The organism is Occallatibacter sp., assembly GCF_049510455.1.
GTDB lineage: Bacteria > Acidobacteriota > Terriglobia > Terriglobales > Acidobacteriaceae > Telmatobacter.
The window spans coordinates 1-23,706 of sequence record NZ_JBEKYX010000134.1 but is presented as its reverse complement, the minus strand read 5'-3'; the positions used below and the strand labels follow the sequence as shown (position 1 = coordinate 23,706).

Genomic DNA, 23,706 nt, shown 5'->3' with positions numbered 1-23,706 from the left:
ATCGTTCCAAAAACTTGTGAGATTAACGGAGGATAGGCATTGCCGTTTGAATCCAAGGCAGAGGCTACGATTAAGGACGGATTAGCGAGAACAGCAGAGCAAAGCTGGAATTTCCCGCTGGTATCTGCCGTTGTTTCTTCTACCGGCAGAAAAGTTGACGCATTAGCGGCAGACGATGATGTTTTTGATTCAAGAACTATCCGTGCCCTGGATACAGGAAGATTGGAAAGTGAATCATGCAACGTCCCAAGTATCTGAATACCCGTACATTTCGATTCGGGTAAAACGGTGCCCTTGCTGGAGACATTGGCGCATCCAGCTATGACAACCATGAGCATACAAATACAGAAAATATCGATCAGGAGCCGTAGAATTGCATATCTCCTTGCTCCGCTATTTGAGAGTTCCTGATAGCAAGACAACGCTCGATATTTCTCCCCCCTCCCATTTTATCGTCAGCCTCAATTCTTTGCAGTAGCGGCAGCCGCAATGACTCCTCCCAGGACGCCGAGGACCACAAGGGTAATGATGATTGCTTTTGTATGATCTGTATGTTTTTGATGCAGGGTATTTACTCCCCCGTAGCCATTCTTGATCTTCCGAACCTCCTCATAACGAAGTGTGACGTTTTCATGGCGATCAATATCAAGAAAAGTGAACGACAGATTATCTTCGGATTGGAAGCTCCCATATTGCTCCTCTCCCTGCACTGTTATGACACTGATGTGAGCGTTGGGAGCTAGTTGTCCCACTTTTCTTTTCACCGTCACTGCATGCTTGGACAAGGCCGGAGGTTGTTGCCCGCTGGCTGTTGCGGTAAGGCAAAGAATTAGAAGAGCCGCAACGGTCCGAACAATCATCGATTGCGGAGATAACATCGAAGGAACTTGAACTACTGCGCTTGAATTGTTCTTAGAAACATTCTGAGTTGTATCCCTATGCCGTGCAGTGCCTACGAACATGCTCTCTTCTCCTGCAGTTCATTCTTTTTTGTTGAGCGGCCAGAACGATAAACGGAACGCGCTGGCCGCTCGTTGAACGGTTAGAAGACAGGATTTGTCAGTTTGCTTGCAAGATTCAATGCACTGCTAGAGTTGTCCTGAATAAACCCACTTTTGTTTAACGGAACTGACACTTCGCCTACGTTTGTAGTCGGGTTAGGCGACTGTCCTCCCTGGTCTCCGAACTGCTCGACCAAACATCCATAAAACGTATCGTCCGCAGCCGCTAGTAGAAGCAGGTAGGTCCGCAACTCACTGCGATGAGACAAGCGTCATCTGCACAGATTCCGGGAAATGTTTTGCGGGGGCCCTGCCTTGGATTAGCCGCTGCTCCAATGTGCAATCGGCTCTGGCTTTCTGACCGGAAGGCGAATCCATAAAAGCATGGATTCTGGAATGAAGTCAATAAAATATTTTGTTACTTGATTTGGACGTACATTTCCGGCTTAAGCTGCTTTGTGAGGAACTCCGCTGTTGCCTTGTAGCTTGCTACCCAGTTCCGCCACAGGCGGGTGGCCAGGTCCCTGGTTTTGGGACCTGGAACAGGACAAAGGCAACGGGTCTCGGTTGAACGTACGGTATTTTTCGTGAACTATTTATGAAACTGTCTTGATATATCTTCCGTCTCTGTCAACGGGGATCTTCGACTGCTCGTTGTTCGCGGATCTTCAAGTTCTAATGAACGTGATTGCCGCATTACTCATGGGTGATCGAGTCGGCGGAGATGAAGTCGAACAGCCAGTTTTCAGACACCTTCAGAGTGAAGTCCGGCAACAAGCTGCGTGCAGGCGGAGGCATTCTCCTGCTGGCTTGTGCTGTGCTTGCGCCAGTGGTGCTTTCGCAGGCGCTCTCCAGCCCCGAGTTGAATCGCGATCAGCCGCCGCCCAGCGCTTACGCCGGAGACTCGGCTTGTGCCCAGTGCCATCGCAAGCAAGCCGTAAGCTACGCGTTCACCTCGCACGCCCGCGACTCCGCTCCGGCATCGGCGGGGCACATCCTGGGCAGCTTTCTTCCGGGGAGCGATGTACTGCACACCTCGGACCCCAACCTTGTGGTGAACATGACCCACGGTCCCGATGGTTTTTACCAGAACGCCGTGAATCTCTCGGATCCGCAAAAGCACCTCACCGAGCGCTTTGACATCGTCATCGGCTCAGGCCGCCACGGGCAATCCTATCTCTTCTGGAATGACGACCAGCTCTACGAATTGCCGGCCTCTTACTGGGCGCCGGACCATGCGTGGATCATCAGTCCCGGTTTCCCGGATGGGCAGGTGCATTTCGATCGTCCCGTAGAGCCCCGCTGCCTGGAGTGTCATACCAGCTACTTCCACTGGGTTCCTCCCGACATCAATCGCTTTGCAAAGACCGGCATTGTGTATGGAATCAACTGCGAGCGCTGCCACGGCCCCGGGGCCGAGCATGTTGCTCGCGAACATGCCGCCGCGTCGCGCCAGGGTGCTCGCCAGGCCCCGGCAGATCTTGCCATCGTCAATCCCGCGCATCTCTCACGGGACCGGCAGATCGATCTCTGCTCTCTCTGTCATGCCGGCGCAGTGGATGCGCGCCGCGCGCCATTGACTTTCCAGGCGGGGGATAACATCGACGACTATCTTGCAATTCAGCCGCCGACTCCCGGCGAGACAGTAGACGTACATGGCAACCAGGTGGGCGCTATGAAACTGAGCCGGTGCTTTACCTCCAGCAACATGACGTGCTCCACCTGCCACGACGTGCATGAGCGCCCCGCATCCGCGGAATCGTATTCCCGCCATTGCCTGGCCTGCCATCAGATGCAAACTTGTGGAAGATACCCGGTTCTGGGGCAGGCCATTCGCACAAAATGCGTCGATTGCCACATGCCGCTCGGCGAATCCGATAAAATTGTCTCCACCACCGGCGGCCATACCCTGCGCATGCTTGCCCGCACGCACCAGATCGCTATCTATCCCGACGTTTCCGTACGCGTTGAGCAGAGCCTGACGCAAAAATTTCGGTAGGCCCGGGGTTTTTCCCGTGCGCCTCACTCCGCCGTCGTCGGGTCGATCACCGCTCGTACCTGCGCCACCGAGTTAGCAGGGAAGCCGCCCTGGCCGGCATGTTCCCGCACGGTAGCCTCATCCGGGGCAATGTAGATGCAGTAAATCTTGTTGTCGGTCACGTAGCTCTGCACCCACTGAATCTGCGGGCCCATGTTCTTCAGCACGCCGCATGATTTCTGAGAAATTGCCTGCAGTGTCTCCGGCGTCATCTCTCCGGCTCCGGGAATCTCCCTTTCGATCACGAACTTTGGCACAGTAATCTCCTCCCGGTCTGGAAACCGCCCTGTAAAAGGTTGTGCAGCAAGAATAGCTCTGGGCTTCATTCCGCGGCAAGGAGAATTCCTCTCCGGCCGCATCTGCATACTTTATGCAACGTGGCTCCGCCATTCGCGTCTAATCAACCGAAGCCATGCAATCACCGCGCGCTATACACTCCAGATCCGCTTTTTCGCTTCTTGCCCTGGCGCTTGCCTCCATTGGCGCGCTTTCGCTTGCACCCTGTTCAGCCCAGCAGAACACTCCCCCGGCTGATTCTTCGGCCACCCTCCACATCCAGTCCCGCGAGGTCATTCTGCCGGTCACCGTCCGCGACAAGCACGGGGCGCTGGTGACGACGCTGCAGAAGACTGACTTCACGCTCAGTGAAGACGGCCGGCCGCAGGTCATCAAAGGCTTTTCTCACGAGACCAATCTGCCCTTCCGCATCGGCCTGCTGGTGGATACAAGCCGCAGCATGAGCAACGCGATGCAGCAGGTACGCACCTCCACGGGCAAGTTCATCGATCTGATGCTGCCCGCGCCGCCCGCCGAAAGCAAGGATCAGGCATTTCTCCTGCATTTTGACCGCGAAGTCGAATTGTTGCAGGACTTCACCGGCTCCCGCGATAAGCTCCACCATGAGCTGGATGACATGAGCGCCTCCCGCCAGGAGCAGTATGGCGGCACAGACTCTGGCAGCGGCAATAGTGGCAATAGTGGCAATAGCGGGAATGACGGCAGCGGCAGCAACGGCAGTAGCGATAGTGGGCACTCCCAGCGCAGCCGTGGCGGAACCTTGCTCTATGATGCGATTTTCCTGGCATCTGACGAGCTGATGAAGTCGAAAGACGGCCGTAAAGCATTGGTGATCTTCTCAGATGGAGCGGATCGCGGCAGCAAGGTGACACTCAATGAAGCCGTGGACGCCGCCGACAAGGCGAATCTCGCCGTCTACACCATCTATTTCAAAGGCGAGCAGCAGGGCAACTCGAACGGCTTTCCCGGCAACCGTCGTGGTAACGGAGGCGGCTTCCCCGGCGGAGGCGGCGGTTATCCCGGCGGCGGGGGAGGGTATCCCGGTGGTGGCGGCGGACGCCGCAGTCCTGAGCCAACCACTGGAAGCGGCGTGGATGGCAAAAAAATCATGCAGCAGATTGCCGAACGCACCGGCGGACATGCCTTTGAAGCCAAAAAGAAAGACGATCTTGACGGCATCTACAAGCTGATTGAAGAGGAGCTTCGCAACCAGTATCTGCTGACCTACACGCCGGACAAAGTGGATACCGACGGCGGCTTCCACAAGATTCTGCTCAAGGCGAATAAGGACGATCTGATTGTGGCTACGCGTGAAGGCTACTACGCGCCGGAAGGGAAGTAAGGCAGCCTGTTACGCGGCTGTCCGCGCCAGCACGCCGCGGACTGGAGAGTTCCAGTCCGCCGTGCATCCCACAAGAATGTGATCCAATCCCACCAGCGCCAGCACTTCCGACACATGTTTCCGCACATTGCATAGGCGGAAGCTGTGTCCCGTGTTGCGCGCGCTTCCATACAGCGCAATCAGCGCCGCAATGCCCGCCGCGTCAATGCGCTCAATCGCGGCGAAGTCCAACATGACATCCTGTGAACGAACCAGCGGGTCCACATACCCCACAAGCCGCAGATCGCTGCCCCGCACCAGCTCGGTTATCCCATTCGGAACCGTCACAATCGACTGATTTCTTCTTTCCATTACCGTATTCATCGCAAACTCTCCTCCAGCGCGTCGTCCAGCCGGGTCCATCCCGATGCCTGCGCGCGCCGACGTATATCTTGTTTGCACATCGCCTGCCAAAGCCGAAAGTGCTGAAATATGCTCAAATCAAAAGGAATAGTGGTGTTTCGGCCCAGTCCGTTTCAGCTCTGTTCTGTTCGCCTGCGTTCAGGCCGTCCGCTATCGGACATCTGTGAGGCTCTACGCAAAGGGAAGGGAGGCGGTTCCAATCAAGCGGCAAAACTCCGGCCCTGAAGCCGGTCAGGAATCAAGTTTGGAACCCGCTCCGCAGGCAAATCCGCCCCGTCTGCACCGCGATGTCGCTCGTTCTCTGGCTCTTAAGGCGGGATTCACGGAAGCCGGCCTCGTTTCGCTGCCGCATGAGAAGGAAGAACGGGATGCAGGCCGCTTTCAGCAGTGGCTCAAGGAAGGTCGCGCCGGAACCATGAGTTATCTCGAACGCACCGACGACGCAGGCGCGCCGGTTCGCTCCCGTCCCCAAATTCCATTTCCATGGGCGCAATCCGCCATTCTCTGCTCAGCCAGCTATAACGGCTCGCAGGCGCTTTCCACAGATTCTGCCCCGCCCGATGCCGGGTGGATCGCACGCTATGCACAATCCGGCCGCATCGATCCTGACGGCCAGCATCGCCCCAGCGATTATCACAAAATTCTGCTCAAGCGGCTTCGCGCTCTTGAGGCGCATCTGCAGCAGGAGTACGGCGCGTTTGAATCGCGCGCCTACGTCGATACCGGCCCGGTAGTCGAGCGCTCACTTGCCGTGGCCGCAGGCCTGGGCTGGCAGGCTAAAAACACATGCCTCATCCATCCAAAGCATGGCTCATACACGTTTCTCGCAGTTCTACTCACCTCACTGCCAGTCCAAAAGGTAGAAGCGCCCACGGCGCCGCTGGCCGCGCAGGCCCCCACGCCGATTCCAGATCGCTGTGGAAGTTGCCGCCGCTGCATTGAAGCCTGCCCGACAGACGCGCTCATCGCACCGTACAAAATGGACGCCCGGCTCTGCATCTCGTATCTCACCATCGAGCATCGCGGCCCCATTGAACCCGCGCTGATGGAGCAGATGGGCCGCCAGGTCTTTGGCTGCGACATCTGCCAGGATGTCTGCCCCTGGAACCTCAAGCTGTCACTCAAGCTGTCGCGCAGCCTGCCTCCCGCGCCCGACCCCGGCCTCACGCCGCGTCCGGAGCTGGTCAACCCCACGCTGGACTGGCTCGCTTCTTTAACGGAGCAGGAATTTGAGCAGGCATTCAACGGCTCGCCGGTGCGCCGCACAGGCTTCCTTGGGCTGCGGCGCAATATCGCCATCGCCATGGGAAACAGCAGCGCCATCGGCAGCGAAGCTCGAACCCGTTTTGTCGCGCAACTCCGCGCCTGGCTCCAGACTCCGCTTTCCGAAACAGTATCTCTGGAAGCGAAGGCTCAGGAAATGCGCGCAGGACTCCGTGCCGCCGCGGAATGGGCGCTCAAAAAGCTCGAGTGTCATTCACTGCAAAATCGATCGGAGCTTCGATCGAAAGAAAAAGACTGAAACCGCGCTGAATCTCGACGGATTGTAGTCAGCACCACAGTCCATCAAAGTGCCTATTGGGCACGCAGTACGTTTGCCGCGCTCAGCCCTTTAGGGCCTTGCTGGCATTCAAACTCAACAGAGTCGCCTTCGTTCAGCGTTTTATAGCCTTTTTCCTGGATAGCAGAGAAATGCACAAATACATCTTCACCGGTGGAGCGTTGAATAAAGCCATAGCCCTTAGCACCGTTGAACCATTTCACAACACCTTGTTCTTTCATTCGCTTCTCCTCGTAAGTAGGTACATCGCTGTGCCGCCTCATCCGCCGGGCGGGTACGCGCGGTCGGTGAAAAGGCTACAAAGGGGAAAGAGACACGCCTGCTGACCATCGTCTGATGCTTGATTGGAGGGTTTTACCGGTGCGCTCGTGCTCCAGTTATGGCAGGATTTTGCATCCGATGCAAGCGGAAAATGAGCTGGAGAGCTTCCGCAGCCGCGAATGACAGCATTCGAATCCCTCCGAAGTATTCTGAAACAGACAGCCTCGCACAGAAGAAATCCATCTCGCGCTGCACCGGTGTCCATCCCGCCGCCAAGCCTCAAAATAGAACTAGAGACCTGAAGTCAGGAACCATAAATGCCCGATCTCTCAAATTCCGGTATATCCACCACGTCAGAAGCCGAGATCGCCTGCGAGGTAAATGCCGTCAATACGCCGATCACTTCGCCAGAGATGGTGCCGCCGCAGCTATCCAAGTGGTACATCCTGCGCCGCAGCGGTGCGGAGCTCGCCAGGTATCTCCTCGACAGCGAGGTACACACCTTTGCATTCTCCGTCGCGGCCAATGCCATTCTCTCTTTCATTCCCTTTGTGGCGTTGCTCTACACGCTCTCGCTCACCGTCTTCCATTCCTCGCATATGGCCGTTGTGGTTGGCGATCTTGTGGGCGACTACTTCCCTTCAACGGCCTCAGACAAGTTTTGGAGTGTGCTTAAGACCTCCGTTGTGCCTAAGCACCTGCAGATTGTCTCCCTGATCCTGATTTTGATCTCCTGTACCGGAATCTTTCTTCCGCTGGAAGTGGCGCTCAACCAGGCATGGGGCGTAGCCAAGAGCCGCAACTACCTCAAGAACCAGCTCGTCGCTTTTGGCCTCGCCATCTGGATGGTCATCCTCGGCATGACCACCATAGCGCTCGGTGCGGCGCAAAAGGGCTTGCTCGCATTCCTCATGTTTCACAAGGTTGACAACTGGTTTTACAGCGCCGTCAACAATCTATGGCTGGCCGCATGCAGTGGCGCAGCGTGCATCCTCTTCTTCTTTTCCATTTACTGGGTGCTGCCCAACTGCAAAGTGCCGTGGCGGCCAGTGTTGCGAGCTTCCATTGTCACGGGTCTCATCTGGCTCGCAGCCAAGTACATCTTCGCGCACGTGCTGCCGCACATGGACCTGTACGCACTCTACGGCCCGTTCTTCGTTTCAGTAGGATTACTCTTCTGGGGTTACATCTCCGGCCTGATCCTCTTCGCCGGCGCACAATACAGCGTCGCGCGCTGGGGCACTCACAAGAAGTAACCAATTCATTTTTCGATGACAATTTTCTTTGCAGATTCAATGCACGCCGCCTGCATCGCTCCGGACTTCTCAGGCTCCAGCGGGCAAACTTCAAAGTCCGCATAAATTGTATTGAGCCAGACCGGGTCGGCTTTAAGCCGCATGCTTTTTTCTACGTTTACGGGTAGCTCCGGCCCCTCATTGTCCAGGCTGCGAAGCCTATCTATAGATGGGCCGCTATAAATACCCATTTCGCGATTTGTTCCAATCTTCCAGAGTCGAAAGGACGGAGTGCCATTTCCCATTCTTAAGTGACCGTGCGTCCAGTAGCAGGACGATTCGATCGCTGGAGTCTTGCATTGGATCTTCCGTTTAGAATCGCTATCGGTCGCGTTTGCCGCTGTCCAAAGCATGAGCATCAACAGAAGCAGCGGAAGAGGGATGGCTGATTTCATGCTCGAAAGAATAGCGTGAATCAACTGCCGCTGCAATCATCGCGTCTTTGTCGCGGGCAATGTCAGTCCCACCGGAGTTGCCGAGATTGAAGATGCTGGAGACATCCGGCTTCCGCCTGGGGTTAGTAATATCCTGCCGATCAGTCATGATGAAGGATACCATCGGCTGGATTCACTTCACGCTGAACCCCTTCACCGCAATCGCATTCGGCCCGCGCCCCGCCGGCAGCAGAACCCCTTCACCGCAATCGCATTCGGCCCGCGCCCCGCCGGCAGCAGCGCAAACAGTGACCGCGTCGAAGTCCGGATCGCCGCCACATCGCCCGTGCCCGTATCGACCACAAACAGCAGATGGCCAGCCTTGGAAAACGCCATAGCGGAAGGCCCATCACCCACATGCACCGATCCAGCCCGCTTGCCATCGTCAATCGCATACAGCGTGACATACTGCGAGTGCGCATTGGCGACATAGAGCATGGAATTATCGCTCGTCACAGCGCCACTCGCCGGGCCGTTGCCGATCAGGTACGTCGCGCCCACCTCGTCGGTCGTGTTGTAAACCTCTGACACCGAGTTCGAAAGCGAATTCAGTACAAACGTCTCGCCGCCATCCGGCTTCAATGCCATACGCTCCGGCGCATGGCCCACATCCAGCATCGCCTCCAGCTTGTCCGGCTGCGCCGCGCGCCCCGGCAAGGCAAGAGCAATCGCCATCACCTGGTGCCCGCCCGCACAGCTCACAAGGGATTTAGAAGAATCCGGCAGAATCACCACATCGCTCGCACCGGGGCAGCCACTCAAAGTCTCCCGCACGCGCTGCGATGTGACATCCACCACCGTCACTGAGTTGCCGCCGCTGTTGGCAACCACCAGTGTCTTGCCGTCAGGGGAGAGCCGCACAGCCTTCGGCTTCTCACCCACGCCAATCGTCACAATCTCCCGCCGCGCCGCCACGTCGATCACCGAAACCATGTTCGAGCCGTAGTCTGCCACGTACGCCAGCTTCCCATCATGGTCGATGTCGATCGAAACCGGCTGCCTGTGTACAGGAATCGTCGCGCTGACAACATTTTTCCCAGCATCGATCACAGAGACCGAGCCTTCTCCGCCCGCTGCACCGGAATTCACTACATAAATCTCGTTCTTCGTGGGACTCGCCGCCACAGCCACCGGATTTTGCCCAACAGCAATCTCGCGATCCAGCCCCACATTCACCACGTCAAAAATGGAAACAGTGCCGCTCGTGCCGTTGGTCACATACGCATACTCGCGATAGTTCGCCGGGAACTGCGGAAAATCATGCGGGCGGCAGCCTGCCAGCGCTAGGCACGCCACGCTTATCGCGGCAAACCGGCTCAACGGATTGCCAGTTACAGTGAGCGTCTGACGAATCCACATCGAGACGGCCTTGCAACAGGGCACGACTTGAGTGGTGCCGAAGGGGATGCAAAAACGTTCGGGCTTTAGCCCATGAGGGATGAGAGGGATGACTTTCACCCCTACCGGCCCTGCCTCTCATGCATCTTCGCAGCACGTTTCTCCGCGCGCCACTTCAGCGCCAGCCGCAGCAGATAAGCAAGTTGAATGGTCCACGTCGCCACGTAGGCCGCAACCAGAAACTGATGATCGAGAATCGCCCTTGTATCCATCAAGCCCGGCCTTCCAGCGCAACCAGCGCCTCATACTCGGCATTCTTCTGCCTCTTGCGTTCCACCGCATAGCGCAACGCCAGGACCAATACACCCCATGCAAACCACGCCAGCAGATTCCATAGAAACGCGCCAACCATGGATTTATCCATGCCCGCACCGTCTGCGCCGCCGAAGACCGGAGCGGGATGCTGCGTGCGCCACCATCGGTTCGACATGTAGACAATCGGCGTATCCAGCGCGCCAAAGATGCCCAGCACCGCGGCCAGCGTTTGCACCTGCGGCCCGGCGGCAAAGCGCCGCAGCAGCAGGTAGCTCACATAAATCAGCCACAGCACAGTCGTCGTCGTCAGCCGCGCATCCCACGTCCACCAGATGCCCCACGCGCGCCGGGCCCAGATCGGCCCCGTCACCAGTCCGACAGTGCAAAAGACCACGCCAACCTCGGCCCCAGCTACCGCCCACGCATCGGCCATCTGCGCCCACTCCGGATGACTGCGCCGAAAGGACAGGAAGCTGATAGAGCCGAGAAAGCTGATTGCGAAGAAGGTAAACGCCGCGGAGAAGGATGGCACATGGTAGTAAAAAATGCGGAAAATCGTACCCTGCATTGCATCATCCGGCGCCACATAGATGGCCTGGTAAAAGCCCCAGATCATCAGCGCGATCACCGCGACCACATATCCGCTAATGGCAATCTTTTTCATTCGTAATCCCAGTTTACGTCGTCGCCTCGCCCGCAGTCTCCACCGCCGGATGGAGACCAGGGCTAAGCTCGTATGGCTTTGTAACAGGGCGCGACTTTAGTCGTGCCGAAAAAGCCGTCACAAAAGGAAAGGGGCTTTAGCCCCTGCGGGACATCATCTCACTCGGCATGCAGCACCACATCAAACAGCAGTAGGCACACCGTAGTAAAAATCACGTCGTAGCCAAACAGCAGCTTGATCCACAATCCAGGATCGTTGTCTCCTGTCAGAATCGCCGTGATCGAAAGCACCATCGCCAGCAGCGCCGGAATAAAAATAGGAAACAGAATCAGCGGCAGCAGCATCTCGCGGTTGCGGCTGCGAATCGACAGCGCCGCAAAAAATGTTCCATTCGCCACCAGCGCCCACGTTCCCAGCGGCAGTACCAGCAGCAGCTTCCACGCATCCCCTTCCACGCTCAGGTTGTACATTACCAGGAACACCGGAGCCAGCAGCAGCTGCACAATTTCTACGAAGAGAAAATTCGCCAGCGCCTTGGCAAGAAAAAGCGCCGCGCCTGACGAAGGCGCCATCCTCTGCGCATCCAGCACCTGGTGCCGAATCTCCCGCGCCCATGCCTGGTTCAGCGCACTCGCTGAAGCAAACAGCGTCGCCACGGAAAGCACCCCGCCCGCAATCTCACGCGCAAACGATCCCCGAGGATCAAACGCCAATGAAAACAGCACCACCACCAGCAGCGCAAAGAACAGCATAGAGTTGATGGCCTCTTTCGAGCGCCACTCAATGCGCAGATCTTTTATCAGGTGCGTCCAAACGGTGCCCATCATGTCGCCGGACCTCCCGCAGCCACTTTCGTCAGATCGACAGTCTCGACAGCCACTTCAAGTGCAGCCGCCGCACGCAGATAATCCTCCGGCGAGAGAATCAACTGCGTTCCACGCGCACCCGCGGAAACACTGATCTTGTCAAACAGCACAACCGTCTCATCCACATACACAGGAAACGCCTTCTTCGCACCAAAAATCGTCACACCGCCGCGAATATATCCCGTTAGCGGCTGCACATCTTTGAGCGAAACCATCTCCGCCTTGCGCAATCCCGCCGCGCGCGCCAGCTTCTTGAAGTCCAGCTCCGCATCGCCCGGAACTACCGCAAAAATATGCCGCCCCTCGCCCACCGTCAGCAGAGTTTTGAACACCTGCTCCGGAGGCATCCCAATCTTCTTCGCCACGGTAATCGCGGAAAGATCCTCAGGGTCCACCTCATACTCACGCAGCTCAAACGCAATCCCCAGGCCTTCGAGATACCGCGCTCCATTGGTCTTCATAGCGTCGGACTCCCCGGCAACAAGCTCTCCACGCGCCCCGCCTTCAGCGTCAGCACATAATCGGCAATCGGCGCGGCATGTTCGCGCTGGTGCGTCGTAATCACAATCGTGCGGTTCGCCTGCCGGAACCGCGCCAGCAGATCCACCATCTGCCGCACGCTCTCCACATCCATGTTTGAGAATGGCTCGTCCAGCAGCAGCAACTCCGGTTGCGCCAGCAGCACCCGCGCCAGTGAAGTCCTCTGCCGCATCCCCTGCGAATACTGACCTACAGTCCGCTTCAACTCAGGATCAAGGCCCACCTGCCGCAGTGCCTCAGCAGGCGCAAGACATTCGCGCCCCGCATACAGGCTCGCAAAGTAGCGCAGATTTTCTTCGCCCGTGAATTCGTCGTAAAGCATCGCCGCGTGGCTCATGTAGCCAATACGCTCGCGCGCGTCATGCGGCTCTAGGTCGTCAAACACGCGCACGCTTCCATGCGAAGGCCTCAGCAGCCCCGCCAGAATCCGCAGCAATGTCGATTTGCCCGCACCGTTTTCGCCCACCAGCACGTAGCACTTGCCCGGCTCCAGCTCCGCATTTACCTGGCGCAACGCCGCAAAGGCCCCAAAGAGCTTCGAAACATTCTCAATCCGCGCGCAGCTCACCGGGCCAGCCACAAAACCAGCCGCACTCGTCATGTTCTAGTTTGCAGACCCCGCCGTTGCAGGCGCAGCCACAGCCGCCCGCGGGCTCGCCTGTGCCGGAGCGGCATTCGGAGCAACCCCCGGCTGCGGAGCATACTTGCTCGCGCATTTGGCCTGCAGCGTATTCGCGTGGAAGACCCCATCGTGTCCAAATGTGCCCATCGCCAGCGCCTGGGAGTTGTCCTTGAAGGTATCCGGCGGCGGCTCCGATCCCTTGTAATCCACCTTGAGCAGTTTGCCGCCCGCGGCCTTCGCCGAGTGGCTCTCAAACTCGTTCAGCAGAAAGACCACATGCGTGCCGCTCTGCTCAATCGAGCCCGGCTGCACAAAGCCCTCCACGCGCAGGTTGCTCGAATAGGCCTTGTCGCCCATGCCGCCCAACTCCGCAATCGTCACATAATAGCTTTTACTGGCTTTCGCGCCGGACCACGCCAGCCAGCCAATGACGCCGACTATTACCGCCACCGCCACGCCGATTTTCACGCTCATCGAAGAAGATTTCATAATGTCTGCTACTTCTAATGATACGAGCCCCGGCAGGCTGGATCAACCTCCCAGGTGTGACGCTCATCACAACGGTTGAGCCCCCGCCAAGTTTCAAGTGGCAGATTTGCATATTTCCAGAATGGCATCTCCGTACTTCTCCACCTTCGCAGGCCCAATCCCATCCACCTCCAGCAATTGGCGGAGATTCACAGGCCGCGCCGCCGCCACGGCATTCAGCGCGCGATCATGGCAAACAATGAAGGGAGGAACTTTTAGGCGTCTGGCCTCCGAGGTGCGCCATTCCTTCAGCTTTGCCGCCAGCGCCGCGCTCACGCCGGTCAGTTCTGCCGGCACCGCTGCCGCACTACGGGAAGCTTTCGCGCCGCTCGATTCCGCACTGCGCTTACGCTTCGGCGCCGAACCAGGTGAGGCAAACTCCTCCGCAATTCCATCCGAAAGCAGCAACGCAAGCGGAGTAGTCTCCCGCGTCTCAAGCCCGGCATCTGTCGCGCTGATCTTGCGATACGGAATCACGCGTCCGTCTTTTTCAAAGACAGCCTCTTCGCTCGCCACTAGCCCGGCACGCTGCATTGCCGCCAGCAATCGCTCAAAATCGTCCCGCCCAACGCGCTCAGCCCATGAGAGATCGCTCATCAACTGCTTAATGGTTTTATAGCTAGCCCCGCGCAGAGATTCGATCACATCCTGCGCCTGCGTCCGCTCTACCGGCGTCGCCCGGCGAAAAAGACAAAGCACCGCACCCGCGGGATCGCATGCATCGCACGTGTTACAGAGCTGCGCCGCATCCTCCACATCTCCAAAGTGGCGCACCAGTGCTGACATGCGGCATCCGCGGCCCTCCACATACCGCACCACAAGCTCAAGCTGCTCGCGCCGGTAGTCGGCCTGCACCGAGTAAGTCTTCTTCCACCCCGGCCCACCCACAGTCGCATTACCGTTAAAGTCCACGCGCGCGCCGCCGTGGATGTGCAGCTTTTCAATCGCCTTTTCGAAGGCCTCATCGCTCAGCTTGGACTCATAGCGCAGCTCATCCATCTCGCGCGGCTCCTCGCGCAGCAAGCGGTAGACACGGCTCAGGTCCTCCACAGGCGGATAATCCCGCCCAAGCAGAAAATCATGCGTCCGCCGGTCAGCATAGCTGTGCATGAGGATCGTCCGGCTCGCCCGTCCGTCGCGTCCCGCACGCCCAATCTCCTGGTAATAGCCTTCCACAGTCGCAGGCAGGCCGGCATGAATCACCGTGCGTATATCGGCCTTGTCAATGCCCATTCCAAAAGCAATCGTCGCAACTACAACGTCAATCTCGCTCTGCTGAAAACTGCGCTGCACGCTCTCGCGCACTGCCGGATCAAGCCCGGCATGATACGCCGATGCGCGAACCGTCCGCGAAAGCTCCTCTGCCAGCAATTCCGCCTGCTTGCGGGATTGCGCGTAGACAATCGCAGGCCGCCGCGAAGCATCTTTCAGAAGTTTGCAAATCACCGCGGCCCGCATCGGCACAGGCACTTCCACAACTTCAATGGCCAGATTGTCACGCCGAAAGCCATGAATAAACTTCGCCGGATCAGGCATCCCAAGCTGCGTCACAATGTCCGCCTGCACGATAGGCGTAGCCGTTGCCGTCAGCGCCAGCACCGGCGCAGCCTGCCCTTCGCCATTGCCTCTCCGCAACTCCGGCAATCTCTCGCCCAGCATGCGGTAATCCGGCCGGAAATCATGCCCCCATTGCGAAATACAATGCGCTTCATCAATGGCGATCAACGAAAGCGTGCGCTTCGCCAGCATCTCCGCAAAGCCGGGAACACGAAGCCTCTCCGGCGCAATCAAAAGAAACTGAAGATCGCCATTGAGATAGTCCGCACACGCCTGCCGCGAGGCCGCGCGATTTCAGCCCAAGCGCAATGAGCTTCGAAGCCTGGTCTTCCATCAGCGCAATCAGCGGCGAAATCACCAGCGCGGTTCCGCCGCGGGCAAGCGCCGGAAGCTGATAGCAGAGGCTCTTGCCCGACCCAGTGGGCATCACCAGCAGCAAGTCGCGCCCAGCAACTGCGGCAACGCAGACTTCCTCCTGATTCGCGCGAAAAGCGGGAAAACCAAAAGTGTCGCGCAGCAGTTCCCGAAGAGCAGACGGGTTGGCGGCAGGGGTCAAGGGAGTAAAAGACCAACGGAAGAAAGTAGTCTCTCTCCACCTTATCGCATCCCGTACACGATACATCGGACAAGAGACGCGTGAACAGGGAACAGCAGACTCATATTCTTAAGCGCGGCCGAAATGCGTCCTGCGGTCAGATGACAAGCCTTAGTGTGGTGACTGATGGAAGTGTTGCTATAATTCCCATCGATTCTATGAAAACCTCAATACTGGTTCTCCACCTCGTTGCTTGCTGCTTTTTTTCGGAAGCCCAACAAAGCTCGTCTACGCTTACGCCGCAGGCGATCTTTGAGCATACCAAGGCAGCCACCGTCATTGTCCTTGCTGGAGAAGGCGCAGGCCGTCTGCACACCATTTCTACAGGCGTTGCAATCTCTGGGGATGGTGTTATATTGACCGCTTACCACGCTGTCAAAGGTGCAGCTGAGGTGCAGGTGCGCCTGGCCAGTGGCGAAGTATACGACCGTGTGCAGTTGCTCGGTGCAGACGAGAGACGAGATGTAGCCGCATTGAAAATCTCCGCTGGCGCTCTTCCCGCTCTAACCGCAGGCAGCACTGCCAGTCTGGCGCAGGGCGATCCAGTCTATGCCGTAACGAATTCGGACGGCTTGGCGTGGTCTGCGACTGAGGGTACAGTTTCCGCGCTTCGTCTTGCCGATGAAATTCCCGGAGCAGGAACGGGCTTTCGCCTCATTGAATTCACCGCGCCGGTTGCGCATGGAGCCAGTGGTGGGGCCTTGGTAGATCGAACCGGAACGCTGATAGGCATCATCACCACAGGCAAGGGAGCAGCTGCATTCGCTGTTCCCATCGAAAGTGTTCTCGGCTTGCCTCAGTCCGGCATGCATGTGGCGCTTGGCTCGGGCTCCGCTCTTCATTTGCCGGCGCAGGCGGCTGCGTCGGTGCCGCAATCAAGTGCAGCCATCGCAGGAGTGGACCCGCGCCAGATACTCAAAAATGCTCGAACCATCTTCATCCATTCCAAAACAATGTTCCTCACTGTCGACACGCTGGACCGCGCCCTGATGCAGCAGAAGGATTGGAGCAATTTGGGATTGACCATCGTTCAGGACCCGCGTGTGGCCGACATACAAATCGAACTGGACCGCCCCCTTTGGACCTATATCCATACTTTTGTAATTTCTGATAAGCGCACGTCCATCGTTTTAGGCACCGGTAAAGTGACGGCCTTTGATGGGACTACTGCTTCTGGTGATCTGGCCAAAAACATTGTACGAATATTTGCGGCTGCGCGATTGCCAGAATCTGAAAAACACAGTCAATAGCATCTTTGCGGCAGCGTTTATACGTCGCCGCAAAGATGCTTCAACCCCGCCTACTCCGCCCCATTCAGCGCAGCCGTAGCCTTATCCAGCGCCTCAATCAACACCTTAGCCTGTGCCTCCGCCAGCGCTCCATCCTTGGCCTCAATCGCCTCATTCACACCAGGAATCACCACCGCCGCGTAGCCCGTAAACTCCCCCGGCGCATAGATGGTGTGTTTAAACCAGGGCCGACGCGGCAATCCCGCCGGCGAAATAAATGCCGCCTCCGCCTCGCGCAGACCCTTATTCAGTTTCGCAACATCCCCGCCAGGCGCACTCTGTGCCGCCCGCGCCCGCTTAGCCGCATCCGCAAACCGCTGCGCCGCCGCTTGCACTGGAGCCAGATCCACGCCGCTCAGCTTCTCGTCTGCCGCCTTGCGCTTGGCCCCATCCACATACGACTGAATCTCCCGCGCATACGCCGGATAGTCATACGGAAGCACATCCACATTCGCCATACGGATAGCCTCCAGCCCAAACACCCGCGCCATCTCCTGCAGATACACAAAGTGCGGATCGGCATTCATCGTGAACCAGGCATAGTTATCAAACACCGAGTGGTAGACGCCATACGGGCCGCCCGATCCCACATCCGTAGAAGGCACTCCCACGTGTTGGAAAAACGGCGTGAAGTCCGATCCCGATCCCAGATCGCCCACACGCACATCGCCATCCGATGGCGCATTTGAAGGTCGATGCTCATTCTCGCCCGTACGCGAGTTCTTCCAAACCTCGTACACCGTGCCGCCCGCAGGTGAGGGAACTGCCTTTGTAACCTCGCGTATAAATTGTTTCAGCGAGGGCACCGCCGCCGCCGAGAAACTCGGTCCCGACACAGCCACATCGGTATTGAAGTAAGCCACGGCATGCTCAAGCATCTTGTCGTGCTCTTCCACCCACTCGGTCGACCCAATCAGGCCTTCTTCTTCCGCGTCCCAGCTGCAAAAGATCATCGTGCGCTTCGGCTTCCAACCCTGCTTCAGCAGCTCGCCCACACCATGCACCGCCTCCAGCATCGCAGCCGTGCCGCTGTTCGGGTCCACCGCGCCATACACCCACGCATCGCGATGATTGCCCGCCACCACCAGATCATCCGGCAGTTCCGATCCCTTCACCTTGCCAATCACGTCCCAGATAATCCGGCGCTGGTAATCCTGGATGGCCACCATGTGTACCTTTACGCCCTGCCCGCCATTCTGTCCCACGTGATAGCGAAACGGCAGCGCGCCCTGCCATCCCTGCGGCACACTCGCGCCCTTCAGAGCCTGCAGAATCGGAGCCGCATCGTGATAGCTGATCGGAATCGAAGGAATCTTCGGCTCGTTGCCTTCTGGGGATTTGCGCGCGGAATCCGGCAGGTCCAGCGTCGAAGCCACTCCCGGCGTCTCCGAATCCCCCGGATACATCGAGAGGAACTGCACTGAGCCGCGCTGCACAGCGCTCTCCGGCCGCCACGGACCATTCGGATAGACATCGCCCTTGAAATAGCCATCGTCCTGCGGATCGCTGTAGATCAGCACGCCCGCCGCGCCCCGCTGTTGCGCAATCATCACCTTCACGCCGCGAAAGTTCGCGCCATACCGCGTAATCACAATCTTGCCGTGCAGGTCCACATGCTGCGCCGCAAGCTCATCAAAGTCTTCCAGCCGCCCGTAGTTGGCATACACCACCTCGCCCGTCACATCGCCCGAGCCAGACGAGCCATTGAACGGCATCACCACGCGCGGATCGTTCTCAAACGGATCGCTGCCCACATGCTCAGGCGCAGGCCCTTTCACCAGCAGCTTGCCATCCGGCCCATAGGCTTCTATTCGCACATCCTTCGGACGATTCAGCCGCACGCGGTAGGGAACAATCTCCGTCTCAAGTCCCGCCGCCTTGAACTTCTCCGCCACATACTCCGCAGTCTTGTGATCCTCCGGGCTCGCCGCAATATGCGGCTCAGCGGTCAGAATCTTTAACTCCTCGCCCGCCAGCTTCGCATCCGGAACAGCCAGGAAGGAAGCCTCTGTCTTGGCTTCCTTGCTGAAGTCCAAATAGCCAAACGGCGTTGCCTGTTGTGGAGCCTGCGCCGGCAGGGTGCCGACGAAAAAAGAACATGCGACGAGAACTGCGAGCGGCTTGCGAATCATTGTGGGAGCAGCCTTTGCGGTTGGGATTTCGGGAACCTTGCGTATTTCAATCAGTGTAATCCCACAAAATCAGCCGGAGGTCAGGCAATGAGGCACATTCGATGGCTGCGCCTTGTTGCAGGGCACGACTTTAGCCGTGCCGAAACAGGCACAAAAATATCGGGGCTTTAGCCCCTGAGAGAATTTCGCGTTACATGCAAAAGCAAAAAAGCCGACGCATTCAGCGTCGGCCCCTTTGCTTCTTCAGGAAATTCGCGCGAACCCTAAACCACCGGCTGCGCGCAATGCGCACAACGCTTGGCCGCCAGCGGAATATCGCTCAGGCACTCAGGGCAGGGCTTCGTCGTCGGCGCAACCACTTCTTCTGGCTTCTTGATCCGTGCCAGCAGTGCATTCAGCGGCAGCACAATGAAGAAATACACCACTGTGGCAACGATGAGGAATGAAATCACTTCGTTGAAGAAGTTGCCAACCTTTACTACGCCGGTGCCTGCATGCAAAACGATGTAGCTGAAATCCGGCTTACCCACAACCGCCGCAATCAGCGGGTTCAGTACATCAGCCACCAGCGAAGAAACAATCTTGCTGAACGCCGCGCCAATAATCACAGCCACAGCCAGATCGACCACATTTCCGCGAAGAATAAAATCCCGGAAACCCTTAAGCATCCTGCCTCCAATACGTACGAAACTGCTTTGGGGAATACGCTTCTGGCCGGGCGCAGATAGGGGGATAAAGCAGCCGGCAAAGACCAGACATCCAAACTTACTACGAATTACCTTTAGGTAGGATGCGAAAAATGATTTCCGGGTGGTCAGCCGTCTCCAGAAAATCTGGAGAGAAGTCATGGATAAATCGTCAGAAAAATAATCATCGTCAGAATCAGCAGATCCGCGTAGATCAGAATCAGCACTCCTGCGTGGTAAAAACTCCACTTCCGCTTCAGGCATCGCGCCGTCTCCGCCAGTCCCAACAGTGCCACAGCCAGCACCGCAATCTGCCACCTTGATCGATGCAGCAGTTCAATATGCGGAAAGCCCGCCAGCCGCAGGCTCGCGGCAAAGGCTCCCAATGACAGCACGATCCCCCGCACCAGCGAAGCCCGCCGAAGCCGCACGACCGATACGACCCAACCTGCCATCCCACGATTATCGCAAGCTGTTTATAAACCCGCTCCGTCCAGAGCAGGCAGCTTCATCAGCAAAGATTGGCAATCTTTGCTAATCTCGATGCATCACAAGCTCGGGAGCCATTCATGCCCACACGCAATGTCAATCTCACTCCGGAACTGGACCGTTTTGTCCTCTCCCGCGTCGAATCCGGCCGCTACGAAAACGCCAGCGAAGTTGTCCGCGCCGCCCTCCGCACCATGGAGCGCGAGGAACAGGTTTACGAGCAAAAGCTCACCGCCCTCCGGGCCGCGATCCAAGAGGGCCTAGCGAGTGGTGTCTTTGAAGGTGACGGATTCGCAGAAGCACGCAAAAGGGCGGCCGAACGGAGGAAGGCGAGTTGAGAATTGGCATAGTCAGGCACACTTCGCTTGCCATCGATGATCTGGCAGATATCGAACTCTATACCGAATCGAGATGGGGACGAAAGCAGGCTGATAAATACTTGCAAGCTCTGGAAGAGTGTGCAAGTATGCTCGCGCGAAACCCATCGCTCGGGCGGCCATGTGATCATTTGAATCCGGGCCTGTTCCGATTCGAGAAAGGCCGCCACGCGATCTTCTATCAACCAGAGAAGGACGGCATACTCATCGCCCGGGTTCTTCACCAGAGCATGCAACCTGAATATCACGAGTTCGAGGACGAATCCCCCGATTTGCCTGAATGAACCAGCCTTGCCGGGCCAGCCCTACCGCGCCACCAACTCCATCTCCCTAAGCGACTCCGCATACGGCGCCCGAAGCACGCCCCGCTCCGTAATAATCGCCGTCACATACTTCGCCGGAGTCACATCAAACGCCGGATTGCAGATTCCCACCCCATGCGGCGTAAGCTGCTTGCCCCCATGGTGCGTCACTTCCTTTGCGCTGCGCTCCTCAATCGGAATCGCATCCCCATCCGGTGTCGCTGTATCAATTGTGCTCCACGGCGCGGCGCAGTAAAACGGAATCCCATGCTCCTTCGCCAGGATCGCCACATTATACGTGCCAATCTTGTTCGCAAAATCCCCATTCGCCGCAATGCGATCCGCGCCCACCACCACGGCCTTGATCTTGCCCGCCTTCATCAGGCTCGCCGCCATGTTGTCGCAGATCACCGTCGTCGGAATCCCATCTTCCATCAGCTCCCACGCCGTCAGCCGCGCGCCCTGCAAAAAAGGCCGCGTCTCATCCGCATACACATGAATCTTCTTGCCCATCTCCACCGCCGAGCGAATCACCCCCAGCGCCGTCCCATACCCCGCTGTCGCCAGCGCGCCTGCATTGCAATGCGTCAACACGCCACCCTCATCCGGCAGCAGCACGCCACCGAGCGCGCCCATCGCCTTGCACGAAGCAATATCTTCCTCGTAAGTAGCATGAGCCTCAGTCAGAAATCTTTCTCTGATCTCTTCCATCCCCACATCACTCGTCCGCAGCGAGGCAAACAAAACCTTCATCCGGTCAATCGCCCAGAAAAGATTCACAGCCGTAGGCCGAGTTCCCGCCAGCCGCGCACAGATTTTTTCAAACTCCGGCGCAAACTCCTCAGCGCTCTCAGCGCAGAAACGCCAATCGCCGGCGCCCCGCGCACCACCATGGTTTCAATCACCACGGCCACATCTTCATAGGTAGCCGCAAGCACATAGCTCTCATCCAGCGGCAACTTCGTCTGGTCAATAAAATTGACACCCTCAGGCGTCCAGGCAAGCGTAGGAATCATACTTCCAGTTTACCCGCAAAGCCGGTTTTTCCGGATTTTGCTTGAGTTATCCTGTGCTGCACAGTTTTCCAAGTGACGGTATTTGAGTACTTTGCAGCAAGTCGCACAGTTTTCCGGAAAATCTTTATACGATCCTCATGCGCGAACTGTGCTGGACTGTGCAGCACAGTTCGCGAAGGACAAAGGGAAAGAGGGACAGAGGGACAAACGGGCGGAGAAACTGGAGATAGAGAATCCATAGATATCCTCGATGTAAATTGATTGGAAAATGAAAACGGCCCGAATCCGGAGGGATTCGGGCCGTGGTTTTTTCTGTTCCATTATGAGTAAAGCACAAAACCCCATAATCTTGTGCAAACTATTTTGAGGTTGATTGAGTACGAAAGGGCATTGGACTTTGGTAATTAGATTCGATTCCGATTGCGATGTCGCGCACATCTGATATGTCCGCCGACGCTTGACCCTGTTTTCAATCTATTCAAACAATACCTTGAACTCGGACGCTTGCTCCCGGTTTCCCCCATTTTGCAGTTTTGAGGTTTTAGGGTCTACGAAGATGTAGCCTTCGATGTTCCTTATTAGGACTAGTCCGTCCGATTGCTCAACTGCCTCAAAATTAAATGAAGACTGTTTCCCAACCTCTTTTTCCCATCCAGCTAGATCCGCCGCAAGGTCCTGATTCCAAAATTGCAACTGACCTTCAGCAGACTCTAAAACGTGTAAGCAATTTACAGCATAGTCAGGACAAGGAACCTCTTGTTGCTCGATCCAATAACCTAGTCGAGTAGGTTCGAGAGTAAAAGACGCACGAGCATTCCGATCACAGTTATTAAAAAATGCAAAATGGTGAACGGACGGAGTTCTGGCATCCGGAGTTATAACGGAACATACAAATTCGCTGGTACCGGGGACTAAGAAATATATGGTCCCCATATATTGCAGGTTCAAAAGCTCATTCCAATGCGACTTGGAAGGGGTATCTGAAATGACAAATGCTACTAAATGTGAGGGCGCAGGGGGTGGCTCTGGCCCGGAGGCGATTTCAACGACAGCCTTTCGCTCCTCTAGAGTTGGATAACTCGGCTCGAATAACTGAGGTAGGTGGAGCAGATCTAATGCATGCATAATCCTCGCCTTATTCCAACCCGCCTGAAGAAGATACTTTGTTGCATACGAATCGGCCCGCAACTCGACATCTTTACTTGGTGGTCGTGCTGAAGACGTATCTTCAATCGCGTGATGGGCAATTTCATGAGCGAATACAAAATCACGTGCGGCATCGCCCTGAATAAGTTCTGGATCGTAGATGATCCAGTTTTCATATGCGTCATACGGCTCGTGATTTCTTATCAAGCATCTGAAAGACATTGCACCGCCATAACTCTTCAACATAGGGTCATGCGACACAGCGAGGATAATATCCGGGTTAACGTGTGACATGAGGAGAATTTGAGTGAAAGCATGCATGTCCTCGTCGCTTGGAGTAGATGTCTGCAAATTGCGGCAAGGTTTGTGCTCGCTCTTGTCTGCTGGAATGACGACAATGGTCGGGGGACTGGGCGGGAGTTGTCCAACGGCAAAAGTCAAATACCCTATTCCTCGAACGAGAAGGAAAATCATAACGATACGAATTGTTCTCATTTTGACTCAAGCACAATGCGAAGTACAGTGTTGCGATTGTAGCTAATATCATCTTTGGGGCCGCAATGGACTTGCTCAGCATCAATGCTGATTAATGCACAAGACTGCCGCGAACCGG

The 23,706-nt window shown here is 56.9% G+C and carries 27 protein-coding genes and 1 pseudogene; 7 read left to right on the top strand and 21 right to left on the bottom strand.

All coding sequences use genetic code 11. The features are described from left to right. Both ABSG47_RS19080 and ABSG47_RS19075 read right to left on the bottom strand, forming a co-directional pair. The coding region (locus tag ABSG47_RS19080) for a hypothetical protein (protein ID WP_424171535.1) at window positions 1–422 on the bottom strand (422 nt) is incomplete at its 3' end. 39 nt (window positions 423–461) lie between these two features. Further along, window positions 462–962, bottom strand: a complete 501-nt coding sequence (locus tag ABSG47_RS19075) for a hypothetical protein (RefSeq protein WP_424171532.1) — start codon at window positions 960–962, stop codon at window positions 462–464. A gap of 727 nt (window positions 963–1,689) precedes the next feature. On the opposite strand from ABSG47_RS19075, the gene ABSG47_RS19070 reads away from it, so the two are divergent. Next, complete coding sequence (locus tag ABSG47_RS19070) at window positions 1,690–3,000, top strand: multiheme c-type cytochrome (protein ID WP_424171529.1); 1,311 nt, start codon at window positions 1,690–1,692, stop codon at window positions 2,998–3,000. Window positions 3,001–3,023: 23 nt separating this feature from the next. On the opposite strand, the gene ABSG47_RS19065 is transcribed toward ABSG47_RS19070, so the two are convergent. Next, window positions 3,024–3,296, bottom strand: coding sequence for a DUF4242 domain-containing protein (locus tag ABSG47_RS19065; protein WP_424171526.1), 273 nt, complete (start codon window positions 3,294–3,296; stop codon window positions 3,024–3,026). Window positions 3,297–3,451: 155 nt separating this feature from the next. Here ABSG47_RS19065 and ABSG47_RS19060 point away from each other — a divergent pair, with 155 nt between their 5' ends. Then, window positions 3,452–4,678, top strand: a complete 1,227-nt coding sequence (locus ABSG47_RS19060; RefSeq protein ID WP_424171524.1) for a VWA domain-containing protein — start codon at window positions 3,452–3,454, stop codon at window positions 4,676–4,678. A 9-nt stretch (window positions 4,679–4,687) separates the two neighbouring features. On the opposite strand, the gene ABSG47_RS19055 is transcribed toward ABSG47_RS19060, so the two are convergent. Next, complete coding sequence (locus tag ABSG47_RS19055; RefSeq protein ID WP_424171521.1) at window positions 4,688–5,041, bottom strand: STAS domain-containing protein; 354 nt, start codon at window positions 5,039–5,041, stop codon at window positions 4,688–4,690. A 283-nt stretch (window positions 5,042–5,324) separates the two neighbouring features. Here ABSG47_RS19055 and queG point away from each other — a divergent pair, with 283 nt between their 5' ends. Further along, entirely contained in the window at window positions 5,325–6,602 is a 1,278-nt protein-coding gene (gene queG, locus ABSG47_RS19050) for a tRNA epoxyqueuosine(34) reductase QueG (protein WP_424171518.1), read from the top strand. A 53-nt stretch (window positions 6,603–6,655) separates the two neighbouring features. On the opposite strand, the gene ABSG47_RS19045 is transcribed toward queG, so the two are convergent. Then, window positions 6,656–6,862, bottom strand: a complete 207-nt coding sequence (locus ABSG47_RS19045; RefSeq protein ID WP_424171515.1) for a cold-shock protein — start codon at window positions 6,860–6,862, stop codon at window positions 6,656–6,658. A 357-nt stretch (window positions 6,863–7,219) separates the two neighbouring features. Between ABSG47_RS19045 and ABSG47_RS19040 the strand changes: the two genes are divergently transcribed. Continuing rightward, on the top strand, window positions 7,220–8,158 hold the full coding sequence (locus ABSG47_RS19040; protein ID WP_424171512.1) for a YihY/virulence factor BrkB family protein: 939 nt from the start codon (window positions 7,220–7,222) through the stop codon (window positions 8,156–8,158). A 5-nt stretch (window positions 8,159–8,163) separates the two neighbouring features. Here ABSG47_RS19040 and ABSG47_RS19035 read toward each other — a convergent pair whose 3' ends face one another. The 11 genes from ABSG47_RS19035 to ABSG47_RS18985 all read right to left on the bottom strand — a co-directional run bounded on the left by ABSG47_RS19035 (window position 8,164) and on the right by ABSG47_RS18985 (window position 15,617). After that, entirely contained in the window at window positions 8,164–8,388 is a 225-nt protein-coding gene (locus tag ABSG47_RS19035) for a hypothetical protein (protein ID WP_424171509.1), read from the bottom strand. A 130-nt stretch (window positions 8,389–8,518) separates the two neighbouring features. Next, a complete protein-coding gene (locus ABSG47_RS19030; protein ID WP_424171506.1) occupies window positions 8,519–8,740 on the bottom strand; it encodes a hypothetical protein in 222 nt (73 codons plus the stop codon). A 44-nt stretch (window positions 8,741–8,784) separates the two neighbouring features. Beyond that, window positions 8,785–9,990, bottom strand: coding sequence for a YncE family protein (locus ABSG47_RS19025; RefSeq protein ID WP_424171503.1), 1,206 nt, complete (start codon window positions 9,988–9,990; stop codon window positions 8,785–8,787). A gap of 101 nt (window positions 9,991–10,091) precedes the next feature. After that, window positions 10,092–10,244, bottom strand: coding sequence for a hypothetical protein (locus ABSG47_RS19020; protein ID WP_424171501.1), 153 nt, complete (start codon window positions 10,242–10,244; stop codon window positions 10,092–10,094). Further along, window positions 10,241–10,948 carry a cytochrome c biogenesis protein CcsA gene (ccsA, locus tag ABSG47_RS19015; protein WP_424171498.1) on the bottom strand — a complete coding sequence of 236 codons (708 nt, stop codon included), beginning with the start codon at window positions 10,946–10,948 and terminating at the stop codon, window positions 10,241–10,243. Before ccsA ends, ABSG47_RS19020 begins: the two co-directional genes overlap by 4 nt. 158 nt (window positions 10,949–11,106) lie before the next feature. After that, a complete protein-coding gene (locus tag ABSG47_RS19010; RefSeq protein ID WP_424171495.1) occupies window positions 11,107–11,775 on the bottom strand; it encodes a heme exporter protein CcmB in 669 nt (222 codons plus the stop codon). Continuing rightward, window positions 11,772–12,275 (bottom strand): Cys-tRNA(Pro) deacylase, encoded by a 504-nt coding sequence (ybaK, locus tag ABSG47_RS19005; protein ID WP_424171493.1) that lies wholly within the window; start codon window positions 12,273–12,275, stop codon window positions 11,772–11,774. The genes ABSG47_RS19010 and ybaK overlap by 4 nt, the downstream gene beginning before the upstream one ends. Continuing rightward, window positions 12,272–12,955, bottom strand: coding sequence for a heme ABC exporter ATP-binding protein CcmA (gene ccmA, locus ABSG47_RS19000; protein WP_424171490.1), 684 nt, complete (start codon window positions 12,953–12,955; stop codon window positions 12,272–12,274). The genes ybaK and ccmA overlap by 4 nt, the downstream gene beginning before the upstream one ends. Before the next feature lie 3 nt (window positions 12,956–12,958). Beyond that, window positions 12,959–13,465: a cytochrome c maturation protein CcmE gene (locus tag ABSG47_RS18995; RefSeq protein WP_424171487.1), complete on the bottom strand. Its 507-nt coding sequence runs from the start codon at window positions 13,463–13,465 to the stop codon at window positions 12,959–12,961. 93 nt (window positions 13,466–13,558) lie between these two features. Further along, entirely contained in the window at window positions 13,559–15,295 is a 1,737-nt protein-coding gene (locus tag ABSG47_RS18990; protein ID WP_424171484.1) for a RecQ family ATP-dependent DNA helicase, read from the bottom strand. Beyond that, window positions 15,216–15,617 carry a DEAD/DEAH box helicase gene (locus tag ABSG47_RS18985; RefSeq protein WP_424171482.1) on the bottom strand — a complete coding sequence of 134 codons (402 nt, stop codon included), beginning with the start codon at window positions 15,615–15,617 and terminating at the stop codon, window positions 15,216–15,218. The genes ABSG47_RS18990 and ABSG47_RS18985 overlap by 80 nt, the downstream gene beginning before the upstream one ends. 80 nt (window positions 15,618–15,697) lie before the next feature. Here ABSG47_RS18985 and ABSG47_RS18980 point away from each other — a divergent pair, with 80 nt between their 5' ends. Further along, window positions 15,698–16,906: a S1C family serine protease gene (locus ABSG47_RS18980; protein WP_424171479.1), complete on the top strand. Its 1,209-nt coding sequence runs from the start codon at window positions 15,698–15,700 to the stop codon at window positions 16,904–16,906. Window positions 16,907–16,956: 50 nt separating this feature from the next. Here ABSG47_RS18980 and ABSG47_RS18975 read toward each other — a convergent pair whose 3' ends face one another. The 3 genes from ABSG47_RS18975 to ABSG47_RS18965 form a co-directional block, all read right to left on the bottom strand. After that, complete coding sequence (locus tag ABSG47_RS18975; RefSeq protein ID WP_424171477.1) at window positions 16,957–19,077, bottom strand: M28 family metallopeptidase; 2,121 nt, start codon at window positions 19,075–19,077, stop codon at window positions 16,957–16,959. A gap of 263 nt (window positions 19,078–19,340) precedes the next feature. Further along, window positions 19,341–19,745, bottom strand: a complete 405-nt coding sequence (mscL, locus tag ABSG47_RS18970; protein WP_424171474.1) for a large conductance mechanosensitive channel protein MscL — start codon at window positions 19,743–19,745, stop codon at window positions 19,341–19,343. 176 nt (window positions 19,746–19,921) lie between these two features. Further along, window positions 19,922–20,218, bottom strand: coding sequence for a permease (locus ABSG47_RS18965; protein ID WP_424171471.1), 297 nt, complete (start codon window positions 20,216–20,218; stop codon window positions 19,922–19,924). A gap of 114 nt (window positions 20,219–20,332) precedes the next feature. On the opposite strand from ABSG47_RS18965, the gene ABSG47_RS18960 reads away from it, so the two are divergent. Further along, window positions 20,333–20,590, top strand: coding sequence for a type II toxin-antitoxin system ParD family antitoxin (locus tag ABSG47_RS18960; RefSeq protein WP_424171468.1), 258 nt, complete (start codon window positions 20,333–20,335; stop codon window positions 20,588–20,590). Continuing rightward, window positions 20,587–20,913 (top strand): type II toxin-antitoxin system RelE/ParE family toxin, encoded by a 327-nt coding sequence (locus ABSG47_RS18955; RefSeq protein ID WP_424171465.1) that lies wholly within the window; start codon window positions 20,587–20,589, stop codon window positions 20,911–20,913. The genes ABSG47_RS18960 and ABSG47_RS18955 overlap by 4 nt, the downstream gene beginning before the upstream one ends. Window positions 20,914–20,934: 21 nt before the next feature. Here ABSG47_RS18955 and mtnA read toward each other — a convergent pair. Both mtnA and ABSG47_RS18945 read right to left on the bottom strand, forming a co-directional pair. After that, window positions 20,935–21,947, bottom strand: a pseudogene (gene mtnA / locus ABSG47_RS18950) (S-methyl-5-thioribose-1-phosphate isomerase). 474 nt (window positions 21,948–22,421) lie between these two features. Beyond that, the gene (locus ABSG47_RS18945; RefSeq protein WP_424171463.1) at window positions 22,422–23,588 is read right to left on the bottom strand and encodes a M48 family metalloprotease; all 1,167 of its coding nucleotides are present in this window, start codon (window positions 23,586–23,588) and stop codon (window positions 22,422–22,424) included. Between the last annotated feature and the right edge of the window lie 118 nt (window positions 23,589–23,706).

What these genes read in the sequence shown, in the direction of transcription:
- ABSG47_RS19075 (WP_424171532.1), bottom strand. Translation starts at nt 962, where the DNA reads ATGTTCGTAGGCACTGCACGGCATAGGGATACAACTCAGAATGTTTCT.
- ABSG47_RS19060 (WP_424171524.1), top strand. Translation starts at nt 3,452, where the DNA reads ATGCAATCACCGCGCGCTATACACTCCAGATCCGCTTTTTCGCTTCTT.
- ABSG47_RS19055 (WP_424171521.1), bottom strand. Translation starts at nt 5,041, where the DNA reads ATGAATACGGTAATGGAAAGAAGAAATCAGTCGATTGTGACGGTTCCG.
- ABSG47_RS19045 (WP_424171515.1), bottom strand. Translation starts at nt 6,862, where the DNA reads ATGAAAGAACAAGGTGTTGTGAAATGGTTCAACGGTGCTAAGGGCTAT.
- ABSG47_RS19040 (WP_424171512.1), top strand. Translation starts at nt 7,220, where the DNA reads ATGCCCGATCTCTCAAATTCCGGTATATCCACCACGTCAGAAGCCGAG.
- ABSG47_RS19035 (WP_424171509.1), bottom strand. Translation starts at nt 8,388, where the DNA reads ATGGGTATTTATAGCGGCCCATCTATAGATAGGCTTCGCAGCCTGGAC.
- ABSG47_RS19030 (WP_424171506.1), bottom strand. Translation starts at nt 8,740, where the DNA reads ATGACTGATCGGCAGGATATTACTAACCCCAGGCGGAAGCCGGATGTC.
- ABSG47_RS19025 (WP_424171503.1), bottom strand. Translation starts at nt 9,990, where the DNA reads ATGTGGATTCGTCAGACGCTCACTGTAACTGGCAATCCGTTGAGCCGG.
- ccsA (WP_424171498.1), bottom strand. Translation starts at nt 10,948, where the DNA reads ATGAAAAAGATTGCCATTAGCGGATATGTGGTCGCGGTGATCGCGCTG.
- ABSG47_RS19010 (WP_424171495.1), bottom strand. Translation starts at nt 11,775, where the DNA reads ATGATGGGCACCGTTTGGACGCACCTGATAAAAGATCTGCGCATTGAG.
- ybaK (WP_424171493.1), bottom strand. Translation starts at nt 12,275, where the DNA reads ATGAAGACCAATGGAGCGCGGTATCTCGAAGGCCTGGGGATTGCGTTT.
- ccmA (WP_424171490.1), bottom strand. Translation starts at nt 12,955, where the DNA reads ATGACGAGTGCGGCTGGTTTTGTGGCTGGCCCGGTGAGCTGCGCGCGG.
- ABSG47_RS18995 (WP_424171487.1), bottom strand. Translation starts at nt 13,465, where the DNA reads ATGAAATCTTCTTCGATGAGCGTGAAAATCGGCGTGGCGGTGGCGGTA.
- ABSG47_RS18975 (WP_424171477.1), bottom strand. Translation starts at nt 19,077, where the DNA reads ATGATTCGCAAGCCGCTCGCAGTTCTCGTCGCATGTTCTTTTTTCGTC.
- mscL (WP_424171474.1), bottom strand. Translation starts at nt 19,745, where the DNA reads ATGCTTAAGGGTTTCCGGGATTTTATTCTTCGCGGAAATGTGGTCGAT.
- ABSG47_RS18965 (WP_424171471.1), bottom strand. Translation starts at nt 20,218, where the DNA reads ATGGCAGGTTGGGTCGTATCGGTCGTGCGGCTTCGGCGGGCTTCGCTG.
- ABSG47_RS18960 (WP_424171468.1), top strand. Translation starts at nt 20,333, where the DNA reads ATGCCCACACGCAATGTCAATCTCACTCCGGAACTGGACCGTTTTGTC.
- ABSG47_RS18945 (WP_424171463.1), bottom strand. Translation starts at nt 23,588, where the DNA reads ATGAGAACAATTCGTATCGTTATGATTTTCCTTCTCGTTCGAGGAATA.